Below are 16,719 nucleotides of genomic sequence, written 5' to 3'. Positions count from 1 at the left end.
GTGTTCACGCACCGCACAAGCTGGGGGAATCCGCTAAAGTTGGGGGACTGTTCGTGACCCGCGGGTCGGGACACGGGCGGCGACCAATCGCGGGTTCAGCAGCGGACCGGGGCGTTGGATTCCGGGGCACCTATCGGGCGTCCGCCGGCGTGTGGCTCACGCGGGCGCGAGACACCGATCACCACCCCTCACAAGAGGCGGGAGCCGTCGCAGCCTTGCCGTCGGACGCAGTCGGCATCAGAGGTCTTTTTCCCCGAGGGGCTACACCATGAAGCAGAAGAATCTGGTCCTGATGGGCATCGCGGTCGCGTGCGGCCTCGTCGCCGCGATCCTCACGGCAAACATGGGCGGCCCCCCGAAGGTCGAGACCATCGACCTCGTCGTCGCCAAGAAGGACCTCACGACCGGGACGGCCTTCACGAAGGAGAACATCGAAGACCTGACGATGATCGCCCCGTACCCGAAGAACGCGATCCCGCCTGAGGCCCTGCCGAAGATCGTGACCGACAAGCAGTTGCTGATCGGCAAGCGGCTGTCGCGGGCGACGCACGCGAACGAGTACTTCAACGTGGCCGACGTCGGGAACAAGACGCAGATCCTGTTCGAGCCCGGCAAGGACATCATGTCCCTGCCGATGACGGCCGGCAAGGCCGCCGGCGGGTTCGTCGGGCCGGGGTCGCGGGTCGACATCGTCGCCAGCGTGATGGAGGGGACCAAGCGCGAGGTTCTCACCCTGCTGCCCGACATGCACGTCCTGGCCGTGGACGGCAAGCAGGATCTGACCGAGCAGACGACGTTCCCGGAGATGCGGATGGTGTCGTTCGCCGTCGAGCAGAAGCAGGCCCTGCTGATCGCCCTCGCGAACCAGCGGAACGCCAACCTCGAACTGCTCCTGCGGCACCCGGACGCGCCGAAGCGCGAGTACAACTACGACAAGGTGCTGAGCACGCTCAAGAACCTGGGCGACAAGGAGGCGGGGGTCCTAATCACTGAGGATAAAAAGGACACGAAGCCCGAGATCAAGATGGTCGAGGTGTACGTCGCCAAGGAAGACATCGCGCCGAACACCGAGATCGATGAAGAATTGATCAAGACCAAGTTTGAGCTGGCCAAGAAGCCGGCCGAGTATCACGCGGACGCGGTCAGCGACATGAAGCCGTACATCGGGACGTTCAAGGCCTTCAAGACCGGTGTGGCCAAGAACGCGTACGTGATGAGTTCGATGATCGGGGCACAGGCGATCCGAGGCGGAGGCACGCCGCCGGAGGTGACGATCGACGAGAAGCCGGTGCCCATGGGGCCGGTGCAGCAGCAAGCCGTCGAGATCGCCCCGTGGCCGCACGCCTTCGTGCCGCCGACGCCGCCGGAACCGCGGACCCGGGACGTGGGCCACCACACGAACAAGGGCAGCATCGTGTACCGGTACCGGGAGACGGGCGTCGACACGAACGAGTGGAAGCTGATCGCGGTCCTCAGCACGGAAGAGGCCTCCGCCGGGAAGGACCCGAAGGACTCTAAGGACCCGAAGGCGCAAGGGCAGTGACCGAGTTCGCCCGATCGAGTCGGTGGTTCGAGTGAGTGGATCGAGAGCCGTTCCCGCGGGTGGCGAGACCCGCGGGAACGGGGACAACCCCCGGTGAGGCAGGACGCCTTCCGGAACGGTTGCGGTGCCGCGGGTGGCGAGACCCCGGTCGCGACCGAAACGTCTGAAGCCGGGCGGGAGACCGCCCTTCCAAGCGAGGAGAGGTGAACGGATGCACCCGAAACTCAACAGTCGTCGGCTCCTGTGGAGCGCCGCTTTGCTGTGTGGCCTGTCCGCGGCCGTGACCTACGGGCAGGGAACGGCCCCGGGCGTGCCCCCGGTCGCCGGCGTGGTCCAACTGGACCCCAAGACCGGTGCCCTGCTGGTGCCCCTGGGCGGGCTGGTGACGTTCGACCCGAAGCTCGGGCCGAAGGAAGTGCTGACCGACATCATCGTCGCCCGCGACGACATTCTGGCCGTCCGGCTCGACCCGAACAACCCGGGCAAGCTGTTGATGACCGGTCGGGCCGCGGGCCTGACGCAACTGTCCCTGGTGGTGCAGGGGCGGCCCCGGCTGGTGTACGACGTCCTCGTGCAGCCAGACCTGAACCTGCTCCGCGGGCTGATCAAGCGGCACGTGCCGACCGCGGCGGTGGAGGTCTCGCCCGGCGTCGGTAACGTGATCGTGATGAGCGGGTTCGTGGCGACCCCGCAGGACGCCGACATCGTCGAGCGGCTCGCGATCTCTGCGGTCGGCAGCGCGCAGAACGTGATCAACGCGGTCCAGGTGGGCGGCGGCCAGCAGGTCCAGATCGACGTGGTCGTGGCGTCCGTCGACCGGAACATGCTCCGGCAGCGCGGGTTCGACTTCTTGGCCCAGGGGAACAGCTTCCGCTTCGCCAGCGTGGTGAGCGGGCTCCTCGACCCGACGCTCGGCGCGATGACCCCAGACTTCTCGGCGGCCCGGGGCGGCACGTTCCTGTTCCAGGGCGGCGTCCCGACGCAGTTCCTCGGTGCCCTCCAGGCCCTGCGGAACGAGGGCATCGCGAAGTTCATCGCCGAGCCCCGGGTCGTGACGCAGACCGGCCGCCCCGCGTTCTTCCGGGCCGGCGGCCAGCAGGCGATCATCAGCGGGACGGCCGGCATCACCGGCCCCGGCGTGCAGTTGGTGCCCTTCGGCACCGAACTGGAAGTGGTCCCCGTGGTGTACGGCAACGGGATGATCTGGCTGGAAATCAACCCGCGGATCTCGGCCGTGAGCCAGGCCCTCGGCATCAACATCGGGGCGACCATCTCCCCCGGTTTCACCGAGCAACAGGTGCGGGCGGCCGTCATGCTGGAGTCGGGCCAGACGTTCGCAATCGGTGGGTTGATCCAGAACAGCGTGTCGGCGTCGTCCTCGAAGGTGCCGTTCCTCGGCGACCTCCCGTTCGTCGGTACGGCGTTCAGCCGGATCAGCCACGAGCAGCGGGAGAGCGAACTGGTGATCCTCGTGACCCCGCGGTTGGTCGCCCCGCTGAACTGCGAACAGGTTCCCGGCCGTTTGCCCGGACGAGAAACTCGCAATCCGGATGATTATGAGCTATTCTTGGAGAACATCCTCGAAGCGCCCCGCGGCCAGCGGAAGGTGTGGAACGGCCGGTGCTACAACGCGGCCTGGAAGAGCAGCCCGACGGCGGCCCAGTTCCCCTGTGCCGGAAACGTCAACGGGGGTGCGGGTTGTGCCAACGGCACCTGCGGCGTCGGCGGCGGGAACCTCGGGATCATCGGGCCGAACGGCGTGGGCATGGCGAACCCGCTGACGCACCAGGTCGCCCCGGTGGCCAACGTGCAGGCGGTGCCGATGACCCTCCCCCCGGTCCCCCAACCGCTGCCGCAGGCGGGGAGCCCGGTGAGTGGCGCGAGCCCCGAACCGGCCGCAGTAGAACCGGCCCCGATCAGCCTCCCGCCGGTTGCTCCTCCGGCGGTGGTGATCCCGCAGGTTCAGCAGAAGAAGTAGTTTGAGACCGCTCGGCCGCCCCGGGGCCCCAGGCCCCGGGGCGGCCCGCCCGAACCGTAGTCACACAACACGCGACACATCCGACCCGGTGGTGGCCATGCAACGCGTCGCGATCGTCGATCCGACCGAGTCAACCCGCGAATCGCTCCGCACCCTGTTGCTCGGGGTCGATTTCGTTTGGCTCGACAACGAGTGCGCCCGGTACGAGTACTTCGCCGACGTCATCCGGGACAACCCGCCCGAGCTGGCGATCGTCGCCCTCGACGCCGACAAGGGTAAGGCCCTCACGCTTATCCAGCAACTCGCCGCCGAGCACCCCGCCCTCCCGATCCTGACCATCAGCCACGACCACCAGGCGCTGCTCCAGTCGCTCCAGAAGGGCGCGAAGTACTTCTTAACGCACCCGGTCGGGCTCCAGGACATCCTGTCGGCCCTGCGCCGCGCCCTCGGCGAGCACAGCGGGGGCGGGTCCGCGTCCGGCCGGGTCACCCAGAACACCACGTCGTCGGTGATCGCCGTCCTCGGGTCCCGGGGCGGCGTCGGCACCACGACCATCGGCGTGAACCTGGCCGCGACCCTGGCGGCCGACCCGAACCACGCCGTCGCCCTCATCGACCTCGACCTCGCCCTCGGCGACGCCGACATCTCGCTGGAGGTGAGCGGGTCCGAGAACATCAGCATCGCCGACCTTGCCCACAACATCGAACGCCTCGACATGAACTTCCTCCGCCGGGCGCTCGCCAAGCACGAGCCTACCGGCCTGTCGATCCTCCGCCACCCGCTCGAAATCGGCCAGGTCGGGCTCATCCACGAGCAGCACGTCGAGCGGATCGTCAACCTGCTCAAGATGAGCTACACGCACCTGATCCTCGACCTGAGCAAGGGGCTGAACCCGACCGACCTCACCGGCCTGCGGCTCGCCGACCAGATCCTGCTCGTCGCGCAACTGGAACTGGCCAGCCTCCGGAACGTCGTCCGCCTGCTCCACTGCCTCGGCGGCGAGGAGGGCCTGGTCGAGAAGATCCGCGTCGTCATCAACCGCCAGGGGGCCGACACGATCGAGGAGGGGATCAGCATCAAGAAGGCCGAGGAGGTCATCGGCAAGCCGATCTTCTGGCAGATCCCCAACGAGTCGAAGGCGGTCATCGGGGCCCGGGTCGCCGGCCACCCGCTCATCAAGTACGCCCCGAGGAGCGCCGTCCAGAAGAGCCTCTCCGGGCTCGTCGACGCCATGTACGGCAAGACCGGCGCGGCGAGCAACAAGGGGAGCAAGGGCGGGTGGGGCCTGTTCGGCAAGCGCGGCTGACCCGCGGGGGCGCGGCGGCCCGGCTGGGGCGGGCGGATCGGATCGGGAGAGTGGCACCCGGACGGACACTGAGGGACGACAATGTCGCGACTGCAACAAGGAATTTCCAAGCTCAACAGTCTGAATACCCCCACGGGCGGCGGCGCGAGCATCTCCCGGCTCGGCAACCCGAACAGCCTGGCGGGCGGGGCGGGCGGCGGGGGCGGCAAGAACTACGACGAACTGAAGCGGCAGATCCACGCCAAGCTGGTCGACCGGCTCGACTTCACCCGCGTCAAGGACCTCTCCAGCGACGCCATGCGGCGGGACATCCGCCGCGTCATCGAGCACCTGTGCGACACGGAGAACCCGCTCCTCAACCGGATCGAGCGCGAGAAGCTGATCGAGGAGGTGCTCGACGAGACGCTGGGCCTCGGGCCGCTGGAGATCCTCCTCAAGGACCCGTCGATCAGCGACATCCTGGTGAACGGCCCGCACAAGGTGTACGTCGAGCGCCGCGGCAAGTTGGAGAAGACCGAGGTCAAGTTCCGGGACAACGACCACCTGCTCCAGATCATCGACCGCATCGTGTCGAAGGTCGGCCGCCGGGTGGACGAGACGAGCCCGATGGTGGACGCCCGGCTCCAGGACGGGTCCCGCGTGAACGCGGTGATCCCGCCCATCGCCCTCGACGGGGCGAGCCTGAGCATCCGGCGGTTCGGCTCGAACCCGCTGAAGCTCGAGGACCTGCTGAACTACAAGGCGTTCACGCCCGAGATGGCGATGCTCATGGAGGCGTGCATCAAGGCCCGCCTCAACGTGCTCATCAGCGGCGGCACGGGGTGCGGCAAGACCACGCTGCTCAACACCCTGTCGAGCTTCATCCCCGGCGACGAGCGGGTGGTGACGATCGAGGACGCGGCCGAGTTGCAGCTCCAACAGGACCACGTGGTGCGGCTCGAGACCCGGCCCCCGAACATCGAGGGCAAGGGGGCGGTGAGCTGCCGCGACTGCGTGCGGAACGCCCTACGCATGCGGCCCGAGCGGATCATCATCGGCGAGGTCCGCGGGTCCGAGGCGCTGGACATGCTCCAGGCCATGAACACCGGCCACGGCGGCTCGCTGGCCACGCTCCACGCCAACACGCCCCGCGAGGCCCTCACGCGGTTGGAAACGATGATCATGATGGGCGGGTTCGAGCTGCCCATCAAGGCCATGCGGCAGCAGATCGCGTCCGCCATCGACCTGATCATCCAGGCGAACCGGCTCCAGGGCGGCCCCCGTAAGGTGACGCACATCACGGAGGTGATGAACATGGAGCAGGACATCATCATCATGCAGGAAGTGTTCCGGCACAAGCAACTGGGCATCGACCAGAACGGCCGCGCGTACGGCCAGTTCGAGGCCACCGGGGTCCGCCCGACGTTCATCAACCGGCTGGAATCGAAGGGCGTCAAGCTGCCGGCGAACATGTTCGCCGAGCGGGTGCTGATGCGGGACTGACGCCCCCGCTCGTTCGCCCGGCCCCAATCGCACCAGGGCCGGGACTGTGGCGGCCGCGCCGGAGGCGCGGCCAGGCTCCGCGGCCAGGGACGGCACCAACCCGTACACGTGGGGCGAACCGGCCCCGCAGGTTACTCCCCACGCCAGGTGTGAACGATGGACCCCACGCTCCTCGCAGTTCTGATCGGCGGCCTGGTCGTCGTGATGATCGTCTGCCTCTACTTGGCGTTCAACAAGGGGGGCGACGAGGCCGTCTCGGACCGCCTCGACACCCTCGTCGGCCGCAACCTCCGCAAGGAGTCGTCGGCCGACATGCTGCTGAAGCAGGTGCTCCAGGACACGGACCGGCAGTCGCTGCTGGACCGGATCACCCCGGAGATGCTCAGCGTCAACAAGTGGTTCGAACAGGCCGACGCGAACATCAAGCCGAGCGCCCTGTTCGGCATCTCGGTCGGCCTCGCCGTGTTCGGCGCGGTCATGAGCCTCTGGCTCGTCAACCCCTACGTCATGCCGATCGGGGCGGTGATCATGTTCGTGCTGCCGTGGATGTGGCTGTACATGAAGCGGGCCAAGCGGCTCAAGAAGTTCGCGGGCCAGCTCCCCGACGCGATGGAACTCGTCGCCCGCGCCCTCCGGGCCGGGCACTCGCTGGCCTCGGGCATCCACTGCGTCGCCGAGGAGATGCCGGCCCCGATCTGCCGCGAGTTCTCCCGGGTGTACGACGAGCAGAACCTCGGCATCGCGCTCGAGGACGCGCTGAAGGGCATGTGCGACCGGGTGCCGAACCTGGACCTGCGGTTCTTCGTGACCAGCGTCGCGATCCAGCGGCAGACGGGCGGCGACCTCGCCGAGATCCTCGAGCGGATCGGGCACATCATCCGCGAGCGGTTCAAGATCCTCGGGCAGGTCCAGGCGCTGACGGCCGAGGGCCGGCTCTCGGGCATCGTCCTCATTGCCATGCCGATCGGCCTGTTCCTGATGATGCTGTACATGAAGCCGGACTACATCGAACTGCTGTGGAAGGACGAACTGGGGCAGAAGATGTCCATCGGGGCGATCATCCTCGTCCTGATCGGCGCGTTCTCCATCAAGAAGATCATCGACATCAAGGTTTGAGTGCGGCCGCGGACCGCGGCCCGGCGGCCGCGGACCGCCCAGGCAACCACCGGCCCAGAGCCCACACCCACCACCCGACGAGCACCGGAGAAGCGCCGTGAACCTGTTCGCATTCCTGTCGGCCGACGAACTGATGCCCCTGGGCGTGTTCGTGTGCATCATGGTCGCGGTCTTCGGCATCCTCACCGCGATCTCGGGCCGCAACAGCCAGGCCGAGGAGCGGCTCGACCGCATCGGCCGCCCGAAGTCGCTGGTCGAGATCGAGATGTCCCAGGCCGAGTCCCGCGGCCGGTTCGCGGGGCTCAAGGAGGCGGTCAGCAACCTGGCCGGGGTGATCGACGGCGGCAACGAACTGGAGCGGAACACGGTCCGCCTCAAACTCGCCAACGCCGGGTTCCGGAGCGAGAACGCGGTCACCGTGTTCCAGGGCATCCGGGTCGTCTGCCTGGCCGCGTTCCTCCTCCCGGCGCTGTTCTTCTTCCTGCTGAAGGACGGGTTCACGCAGGAGTCCATCCAGTACACGCTGATCCTCGGCGGGCTCGGGTTCTACATCCCGCCGATCGTGCTGTGGCACCTGCGGACCACGCGGCAGAAGGAGATCTTCCTCACCCTGCCCGACGCCCTGGACCTCCTGGTCGTGTGTGTCGAGTCGGGCCTGGGCCTCGACGCCGCGATGCGGAAGGTGACCGACGAGATGAAGGGCCACGCCAAGGTCATGTGCGAGGAACTGGCGCTGGCCAACCTCCAGCTCCAGATGGGCCGCCCCCGCCGCGAGGTGCTCCACGACCTGGGCGTGCGGACCGGCGTCGACGACGTCCGCAGCCTGGCCGCCATCCTGATCCAGGCCGACCGGTTCGGGTCCAGCATCGCGCAGGCGCTCCGCGTCCAGTCGGACTCGATGCGGGTCCGCCGCCGCCAACTGGCCGAGGAAAAGGCCGCCAAGACCGCCGTGCAGCTCATCTTCCCGCTGGTGCTGTTCATCTTCCCGGCGATCTTCGTGGTGCTGGTCGGCCCGGCGGCCATCCAGATCCAGAAGGGCCTGCTCGCCGCGGGCAAATAATCCGCAGAGTGGGTGGATTCGGCAGGCCGGATCGGACGAGAATATCAGGCAGGACAGGACGTCCTGAGCGGTTTCAAGGAGGAGTGCGATGAACCGGTATACCCGCGCGGCGGCCGCCGCGCTGCTGATGGTTGGGGGACTCGGGTCCCTCGGGTGCGTGACGACCGGCAAGGGGGGGGGCTCGCGGTACCGCAACGCCGTCGACCCCTCCTGGCCCGACCGCTACAACCACGCCGCCCGCGAGGCCGTCATGGCCCCGTTCGCCCAACAGGTGGCCAACGGCCACTTCGAAGAGCGGACCATGTGGAACTGGTACTTCGAGCCGGGCTCCGACCGGCTGCACCCGGCGGGCATGGCGAAGCTCGACGCCATCTCCCGCCGCCCCAACGACAACAAGCTGTTCCTGCAGTACGCCGGCGACCTGCCGCTGACCCCGGACAACGCGGCGACGATCATCGACCAGCGGCACGAGTTGACCGCGAAGCGGGCCGCCATCGTCCGGCAGTACCTCGCGACCAAGCCGGGCACCCCGGAGTACGACATCGCCGTCCACAACGGGGCAATGCCGTCGATCTACGCCCCGTTCTCGGTCAACGCACTCCGCGGCCAGCGGGCCGGCTACGTGGGCGGGATCCAGGGCGGTACCGACGCGGGGGTCGGTGCCTCCTTGGGTGGCGGCAACACAGGCAACGTCGGCGCGGCCGGCGGCACCGGCGCCGGGGTGTCCCCGACCCCGACCGGTGCCCCGGGCGGAGCCCCGAGCGGTGCCCCGACCGGGACCCCGAGCGGCAGCCCGAGCGGCACGAACCCGTAAGGTCGGCCGGACCGTCCGCCCGGGCAACCGGGCGGACGCCGTGCGGAACCAGTACGTTGTCGGGAGCGAGGACCGGGGCGGGTCGGGCGCGTGGGCGCCGGTACCCGCCCCGGTCGGCTGTCGTTTGCTCACCCTTGTGGCCGCCCCGTGGAGGTTCCCCCGTGACACGCCCCCTGTGCATGTTCGCCCTCGCGACCGGGTTCGTCCTGTTCCTGACGAACCCCGCACTCGCCGGCGCGGTCCCCGACGCGGTCGCCTTCGGCAGTTACATCGACGAGTTCGTCGAGTACTGGAAGGACCGGGCGAAGAAGCAGAACAGCATCGTCGTCGGGATCCTCCTGCTCGGGGTGGTGGCGCTGCTCATCATCACCGGCGTCAAGAAGCCGAAGTAGCGTGCCGGCCCCGCCCCCCGCCCGCCCCAGCGGCCCGGTCGCGCCGCGTGACCTATAGTCCCAGGACGGCGCTCGCACGCCCGCCACCTCGCCCCGGCCCATACTCGGTGCAGCCATGACACTGGCCCAACAAGGCGCGATCCAGGACTGGGACGGGAACCCGACCCCCGAGGCCCCCGTCACCCCGGAGACGCTCAAGGAGGCCGGGCTCCCGATGGGGTTCGTGTGCGACATGCTCCTGCGGACCATCTACACCCGCGGGACGATGCTCGGCCGCGACCTGGCCCAGCTCCTGTGCCTCCCGTTCAAGGTGATCCGCGAGCCCCTCAGGTACCTCAAGGACGACAAGTCGATCCAGGTGGACGGCGGCGACCTGGTGGGCGAGGTGAGCTACCGTTTCAGCCTCACGGACCTGGGCCGCAAGCGGGCGCAGGACGCGATGGACCAGTGCGCCTACGTCGGGCCGGCCCCGGTGCCGCTGGAGGACTACGTCGAGCAGTGCTACCGGCAGACCGTCTCGGGCCTCCAGTGCTACCCGGAGCTGCTGAAGGCCCCGTTCTCGCACCTGATCATGCAGGAGTCGATGTTCAACAACCTGGGGCCGGCGATCATCAGCGGCCGGTCGGTGTTCGTCTACGGCCCGCCGGGCAACGGCAAGACGGCGATGGCCCGCGCGATCGGCGACTTCATGAACACGGCCGGCGGGGCCATCTACATCCCCTACGCGTTCGTCGCCGACGGGAACGTGGTGACCGTGTACGACCCGTCGCTGCACGTGATCGACGACGTCGCGTCGGAGTACGCCGACGAGACCGACGCCACGGTCCGCAAGCTGCTCTCGACCGGGTCCCTGGACCCGCGGTGGGTCCGCATCCGCCGCCCGGTCATCGTCACCGGCGGCGAACTGAGCCTGTCGATGCTCGACCTGCGGTACAACTCCGACGCCAACTTCTACCAGGCCCCGATCCACTTCAAGGCGAACGGCGGGGTGTTCCTCATCGACGACTTCGGCCGCCAGCAGTGCAGCCCCAAGGAGCTGCTCAACCGGTGGATCCTGCCGCTCGAGGACCGGCACGACTTCCTCACCGTGGCCAGCGGGAAGAAGTTCCAGGTGCCGTTCGAGCAACTCATCATCTTCAGCACCAACCTGGACCCCAAGGACCTGGTGGACGACGCGTTCCTCCGCCGGATCCGGCACAAGGTCGGCGTCATCGCCCCGAGCCGGGAGGTCTACGAGAAGATCTTCGCGAGCAACTGCAAGCGGCTGGGAATGAACTACGACCCGGGGTCCGTCGAGTACCTGTACGAGCGGTACTACCTCAAGGGCCGGTCGCCCCGCGCCAGCGACTGCCGCGATTTGTTGGAAATCGTCCAGTCGATCTGTCGATACAGACGGCAACCCGTGCACCTCACGCGCGACCTGATGATCGAAGCGTCGGCCAGCTTCATCGCGGAGTTCTCGTAAGGGGCACCGGGTTCGGGGTTCGGGCAGTCTGCGTGGGGCCGGCAAGCGGCGCACGGAGCACCGGCCCCCGGGCAACACCCCCGACAAACGAGGTAGGCCATGGACGGCCGGTGGATCCGCAAGTGTTGGCTGGCGTGGTGCCTCGTCCCCGGGGTGGTCGGGTGCCGCACCGCGGAGAAGACCCCGTGGGACGCCCCGGGCGGGGACGCGGGGGCCATGCCCTCTGTTTCGGCGAAGAAGCCGTTCTGGGGGTCCGGCCCGAGCCTGCCCGTCGACGTCGTGGCCGAGGCCCCCAAGAAGGGGCCGCCGGCCCCGTCCACGATGGTCGCCATCGCCGACCTGCAGCTCCAGCGCGCCCTGGACGACAAGGCCCCCGTCGGCAACCGGCCCGAGCTGCTCGACACGGCCCGCCAGGGGTACCAGAAGGCGCTCCAGCAGGACCCGAAGTGCAAGCCCGCGCTGCTGGGCCTCGCCCGGTTCTACACCCGCATCGGCGAGCGGGAGCGGGCCGTCGAGGGGTACAAGAAGTACCTCACGCTGTACCCGACGGACAAGGACGTCGCGCACGAGGTCGCCGTGGCCCACGCCCAGTGGAAGGACTGGGCCGGGGCGATCTCCTGGTGCGAGTTCACTATGAAGCTCGACCCCGAGAACCTCACGTCCCGCAAGATGATGGCGTTCTGCTACGCCCGGGCCGGGCAGACCGAGAAGGCGCTCGAGCTGATGCGGCGGGTGGTGCCCGAGGCCCAGGCCCGGTACCTGGTCGCCCGCGTCCTCGAGCACCAGGGCGACTTCGCGGCCAGCCGGGTGCAGCTCGAGGCGGCCCTCCAGATCGACCAGAACTACGCCGACGCCCGCGAGTTCCTGACCGAACTCGACCAGGTGATCGCCGGGAAGGTCCCGGACCAGAACGGGCTGCGGCCCGACCAAGGGGGGATCGAACAGGTCGGGTTCACGGAACCGGCCGCCCCGCAGAACGCGGCCCCGCAGCAGTTCCAGCCGTCGCCGCAGCTCCCGCTGCCCCCGCAGTTCGCCCCCCGCCCGTGACCGCGGCGCGCACCCGAACCGAGCGGCGACCGTCTGGTCGCCGCTCGCGCGTTTATCGCCCCGCACGTCCCGCACCGCCCTTCAGACCACCCGCCGCGAATACACTACTTCTTGGGCGCTCCCGAGGTCCCGCCAGCGCGAGACGGGAGTGCTCACACCCCGACCGAGCGAGGCCACCGTGAGCCGCGTGCCGTGCGTTTTGCTCCTGGTCGCGTGCGCCGCGGCCGCGCCGGCTGCCGCTCGGGATCAGCCCGTTCCCAAGTTAACGCCGCGGCAGCGGGGCGACCTCACCCTTCAGGCCCGCGCGGTCTTCCAGCAGTACTGCTCCGAGTGCCACGGCGGGAAGAAGCCGCGGGGCACGCTGGGCGTCCTTCAACACGATCAACTGGTCGCGAAAACGAATCCGGTGCCGTTCGTGGTCCCCGGGAACCCCGCGGGCTCGCAGGTCGTCCAGTTCCTCGAAGACGGCTCGATGCCGCCCGGCACCCGGCCGCGGCCCAGGCCCGAAGAGGTGGCGGCGATCAAGCAGTGGATCGCGGCGGGGGCACCGCGGTTCCCGGCGGCGTTCGACGACGCGGGCACGCTCCAGGCGATCGCCGAGGACGTCGCGGCCCACCCCGCGGACGCCCCGCACCTCCGCTACCTCTCCTTCTCGCACCTCGTCACGCCCGAGAACCCACGCCCGGACCTCGCCGCGGCCGAAAAGAACCTCCAGCGTGCGCTGCGGGGCGCGGGGGTCGGTACCAACGCCCTGCCGGAACCCGTGGACGACGCGGCCACGCTCTTCCGCCTCGACACCCGCAAGGTCCGGTGGGACGACCGCGAGGTGTTTACGACCTTCAACGAGGGCAAGACCGGCGGCGTATTCCCGCTGACCCCATACGACCTGCTCCTGCTCGAATACCCGCACCTCCCCACGGCCCCAACACCCGCGGACCTCGGCCGTTACCTCGCGGACGCGAAGATGGTCCGCCCGGTCCCGTTCCTGCGTGCCGACTGGCTGGCCGACGCGCTCTTCGCACGGGAGCAGCCGCGGCCGCTGGCCGGCGACCTCAAGAGCCTCGCGGAGTTGAGCGCAGAGCTGGCCAAGTCGGGCGGGGCCCCCGCCGGCCCGGCGTACCGGCCGTTCGACGAACTGAAGCAACCGCCGGCCGTCGCCCTGCCGCCGGCGCGGGCCGCGGCGCTGCCCTTCGCGTCGTGGTACTCGGGCGACGTGGCGGTCGAACCGCCGCCCCTCGCCGTGACCTGGGAGTTTGTGGGCGAGGACAGCGGGCCGCTGAAGGCGATCCCGTACGGGACGCCGTTCAAGCTGCGGCTCAGCGGGCGGAAGAACCTCCGCTTCCGCCTCCTGCTCGCGGGATCGGAAGGGACGGTGCGGGACCAGGCGACGAACCGCGACGGCATCTTCAACGCCGACCAAATCGACCTGACGCCCGGGCCGGGCGCGGCCTTCAGGATCACCCCGGTGCGCAAGGGGGCGACCGAATACTTCGTGCTGTTCGTGAGCGAGTCGCCGCTGCCGCGGGTTTCGATTGTCCGCAGCAAGCACCGCACGTTGGACGCCGAGGAGGGCCGCTACCCGGTCACGCGGTTCCTCTTGAACACCGAAGCCAAGCCGGACGACGGCTTCGACCCCGCGAAATGGGACCCGGCGCGGGTCGTCCGCAAGGTGATCCCGATCCCGCTGACGGCGACGAAGGCGGACTGACTCCGAACCGTGCGGAAGAGTAACGTTCGCGGGCCTTTGTCAGGCGGTGCCGGGGACTCGCACAGCACATTGAGGGCCAGCGGACAGAACTCGATGTACGGCCGGCTGTGCCGACCGGGACGCGAGCCCTCTGCGCTTCCTCGGCCGGCACAGCCGGCTTCTTGCTTGAGTCCTGAACTTTAACCTTTGGTCCCGAACCCCGAACCGCTCCGCTTGACCAAGTCACCACAACTGCCCGAATCCGCGATTCTGGGTGAACCGCTCCGAGTGCCCCGTCCGATATCTCATGCAAGTCTGGTCCTTCCGGCCCGCACCGTGCGGGCGCTCTAACGGGTAACCTCGCCATGCGCGCTTCACTTTTGTCGTGTTCGCTCGGGCTGTTGACGGCGGCGCAAGCGGCGGCCCAGGGGCCGCCCGCCGCGCTCCCACCGGTCCCTCGGGCCGCGGTGGTCGAGAAGGCCGTTCCCGCCCCCGCACCGGCGCACGCCACCCCGCTCCTGATCGAGCCGGGTGCCCCGACCGCGGTCGCCCCGACGATGTCAGAGGAGACGCTTTCCGGCCTGACCGGCGCGGCGTGCAGCGGCAGCGGGATGCCCCCGACGGGCCGGCCGTTCGACATGTGCGGGCCGCGGTTCTGGCTCGGGGCGGACTACACGCTGTTCTGGTACAACCCGATGCAGGTGCCGACGCTGGTGCAGACGATCCCGTCGGCCCTGGTGAACTCCCCGAACGCCTTCCCCTCGACCAACTTCCCGACCACCCCGCGGGTCGGGTACAACGGGGTCAGCGGCGTCCGCGTCAACGCGGGCATGAACTTCGACAAGGTCGGGATCGACTTCTCCGGGTTCCTGCTCCAGCAGCGCAACCTGCACACCCAACTGGCCAACGACGGCACCCCGGTGTTCCTCGGCCGCCCGTTCCTCGACGCCTCCACCGGCGGCACGCCCACGACCGTGAACATCTCGTCCCCCAACCAGTACAGCGGGGCCGTCGAGTCCACCGTCACGAGCCAACTGTACGGGTTCGACGTGAACGCCCGCCGCGCGTGGTACACGTTCGTCGCGGACCAGACGAACCTGCTCGCCGGGTTCCGGTACATCGACCTGCGGGAGAGCGTGGGCGTGTCGTCGTTCTCGCAGTTCCCGACCGGGGACACGGTCGCCATCACCGACCTGTTCCGCACGCACAACTCGTTCTACGGCGGCCAGGTCGGGTTCAACATCATCTACGGCGGCACCGAGCCGGGCTTCGGGTTCCAGTTCACCAGCAAGTCGGGCATCGGCGGGGTGAACCAGCGGGTGGACATCTACGGGGCGAACACGATCAACCAGGGCGGCGTGGTCACCACCGAGCCGGGCGGCCTGCTGGCCCGCGGCCAGACCCTCGGGGGCTTCTCGCGGAGCAAGTTCGCCTACATGCAGGACATCGACCTGAAGCTCACGTACAACCTGACCAGCAACTTCCAGGTGTCGTTCGGGTACTCGCTGATCTACCTGAGCAGCGTGGTGCGGGCCGGGAGCTTCGTGAACCCGCTGATCGACCCGACCACGATCCGGTTCACCAACGGCGGCGCGCCGAGCACCCCGAGCCCGGTCCCGACGTTCTCCTGGAACGCGGACAGCTTCGTCGTGCAGGGGCTCACCTTCGGGGCGCAGTTCCAGTATTAATCTGAGGGACGGGCCACACCCCCCGGAGCCCGCCCGTCGCGACGGGCTGGCTCCACTGGTTTCTCCCATGCTCACCACCGACCTCGTCGAGCGCGTCCTCTCCACGGTCCCGAACCGCACCGTCGGGGTGCTCGGCGACCTGTTCCTCGACCGCTACCTCGACATCGACGCGGCCCGCAACGAGCCGTCGGTCGAGACCGGCCTGACGGCGTACCAGGTGACGCGGGTGCGGGCGTACCCCGGGGCGGTCGGCACGGTGGTAAACAACCTCGCGGCGCTCGGCGTCGGCCGCATCGTGCCGATCGCGTTCATCGGCGACGACGGCGAGGGCTACGAACTCCAACAGGCGCTGCGACAACTCCCCGCGGTGGACCAGAACCACGTCTTCCTGCTGCCCGACCGGCGCACGCCGACGTACACGAAACCGATGCTGCACGAGGCCGGCACCGTTCGCGAACTCAACCGCCTCGACATCAAGAACCGCGTAAAGACGACCGCCGACGCCGAAGAGCGCATCATCGCGCTCCTCAATGCAGCGTGGCCGAAGCTCGACGCGCTCATCGTGCTCGATCAGGTGAGCGAAGTCGATTGCGGCGTGGTGACGAAGTGCGTCCGCGACCACATCGCCGAACTGGGCGGACGCGACCCCGACAAGTTCGTCCTGGCCGACAGCCGCGAGCAGATCGAACTCTTTGCCAATGTCTCGGTGAAGCCCAACACGGACGAGATTGGCAAAGCCTTCTTGCGTAATGCTGAGCGTGGGGGCGAGGAGACTTTTCCGTCATCGCCGGCGATTTTTCAAACAGCCGGGGCGGATGGCATCTGGTTGCATCTCAAGGGTGCGATCGCTCCGAATCTCGTCAAGACCTACGCCGTCTCCGGCCCGATCGACATTTGCGGGGCAGGGGACAGCACGTCGGCGGGGATCACGTCGGCGATGGTGTCGGGGCTGACGCACGAGCAGGCGGCGGCGTTCGGGAACCTGGTGGCGTCGATCACGATCCAGCAGATCGGGGTGACCGGCACCGCACCACCCGACAAGGTCCGCGCCCGCTGGCGCGAGGTGAGCGGCGGCTGACCATGCCGGAGCCCCGGAGGGGCGGCGGATGGTAGCCAGGGGTGCGGCCCGCTTCGGGCAAAC

The 16,719-nt window shown here is 68.7% G+C and carries 13 protein-coding genes; all 13 read left to right on the top strand.

Translation table 11 applies throughout. From position 1 onward, the window contains the following. Positions 1-268 precede the first annotated feature (268 nt). The 13 genes from cpaB to ACTIGN_RS28965 all read left to right on the top strand — a co-directional run bounded on the left by cpaB (position 269) and on the right by ACTIGN_RS28965 (position 16,656). Positions 269-1,543 (top strand): Flp pilus assembly protein CpaB, encoded by a 1,275-nt coding sequence (gene cpaB / locus ACTIGN_RS29025; protein ID WP_439630492.1) that lies wholly within the window; start codon positions 269-271, stop codon positions 1,541-1,543. Between the two features lie 211 nt (positions 1,544-1,754). After that, entirely contained in the window at positions 1,755-3,521 is a 1,767-nt protein-coding gene (locus ACTIGN_RS29020; RefSeq protein WP_439630491.1) for a type II and III secretion system protein family protein, read from the top strand. Positions 3,522-3,618: 97 nt separating this feature from the next. Further along, on the top strand, positions 3,619-4,827 hold the full coding sequence (locus ACTIGN_RS29015; protein ID WP_439630489.1) for an AAA family ATPase: 1,209 nt from the start codon (positions 3,619-3,621) through the stop codon (positions 4,825-4,827). A gap of 81 nt (positions 4,828-4,908) precedes the next feature. Beyond that, a complete protein-coding gene (locus ACTIGN_RS29010; protein ID WP_439630487.1) occupies positions 4,909-6,309 on the top strand; it encodes a CpaF family protein in 1,401 nt (466 codons plus the stop codon). A gap of 156 nt (positions 6,310-6,465) precedes the next feature. Next, a complete protein-coding gene (locus ACTIGN_RS29005; protein ID WP_439630485.1) occupies positions 6,466-7,425 on the top strand; it encodes a type II secretion system F family protein in 960 nt (319 codons plus the stop codon). A gap of 97 nt (positions 7,426-7,522) precedes the next feature. Further along, complete coding sequence (locus ACTIGN_RS29000) at positions 7,523-8,485, top strand: type II secretion system F family protein (protein WP_439630483.1); 963 nt, start codon at positions 7,523-7,525, stop codon at positions 8,483-8,485. 88 nt (positions 8,486-8,573) lie between these two features. Next, a complete protein-coding gene (locus tag ACTIGN_RS28995; RefSeq protein ID WP_439630481.1) occupies positions 8,574-9,299 on the top strand; it encodes a hypothetical protein in 726 nt (241 codons plus the stop codon). Between the two features lie 161 nt (positions 9,300-9,460). Further along, positions 9,461-9,691 (top strand): hypothetical protein, encoded by a 231-nt coding sequence (locus ACTIGN_RS28990; protein ID WP_439630479.1) that lies wholly within the window; start codon positions 9,461-9,463, stop codon positions 9,689-9,691. Positions 9,692-9,806: 115 nt separating this feature from the next. Beyond that, positions 9,807-11,156: an ATPase gene (locus tag ACTIGN_RS28985; RefSeq protein WP_439630477.1), complete on the top strand. Its 1,350-nt coding sequence runs from the start codon at positions 9,807-9,809 to the stop codon at positions 11,154-11,156. 99 nt (positions 11,157-11,255) lie between these two features. Then, entirely contained in the window at positions 11,256-12,203 is a 948-nt protein-coding gene (locus tag ACTIGN_RS28980; RefSeq protein ID WP_439630475.1) for a tetratricopeptide repeat protein, read from the top strand. A 148-nt stretch (positions 12,204-12,351) separates the two neighbouring features. Next, a complete protein-coding gene (locus tag ACTIGN_RS28975) occupies positions 12,352-13,911 on the top strand; it encodes a c-type cytochrome domain-containing protein (protein WP_439630473.1) in 1,560 nt (519 codons plus the stop codon). Positions 13,912-14,255: 344 nt separating this feature from the next. Then, on the top strand, positions 14,256-15,578 hold the full coding sequence (locus ACTIGN_RS28970) for a BBP7 family outer membrane beta-barrel protein (protein ID WP_439630471.1): 1,323 nt from the start codon (positions 14,256-14,258) through the stop codon (positions 15,576-15,578). A gap of 67 nt (positions 15,579-15,645) precedes the next feature. Next, positions 15,646-16,656, top strand: a complete 1,011-nt coding sequence (locus ACTIGN_RS28965; protein WP_439630470.1) for a bifunctional heptose 7-phosphate kinase/heptose 1-phosphate adenyltransferase — start codon at positions 15,646-15,648, stop codon at positions 16,654-16,656. Positions 16,657-16,719 lie beyond the last annotated feature (63 nt).

This window comes from Gemmata sp. (genome assembly GCF_051859125.1).
GTDB lineage: Bacteria > Planctomycetota > Planctomycetia > Gemmatales > Gemmataceae > Gemmata.
Note: the sequence above shows the minus strand (reverse complement) of the source record. Positions and strands in the feature narration are given on the sequence as shown.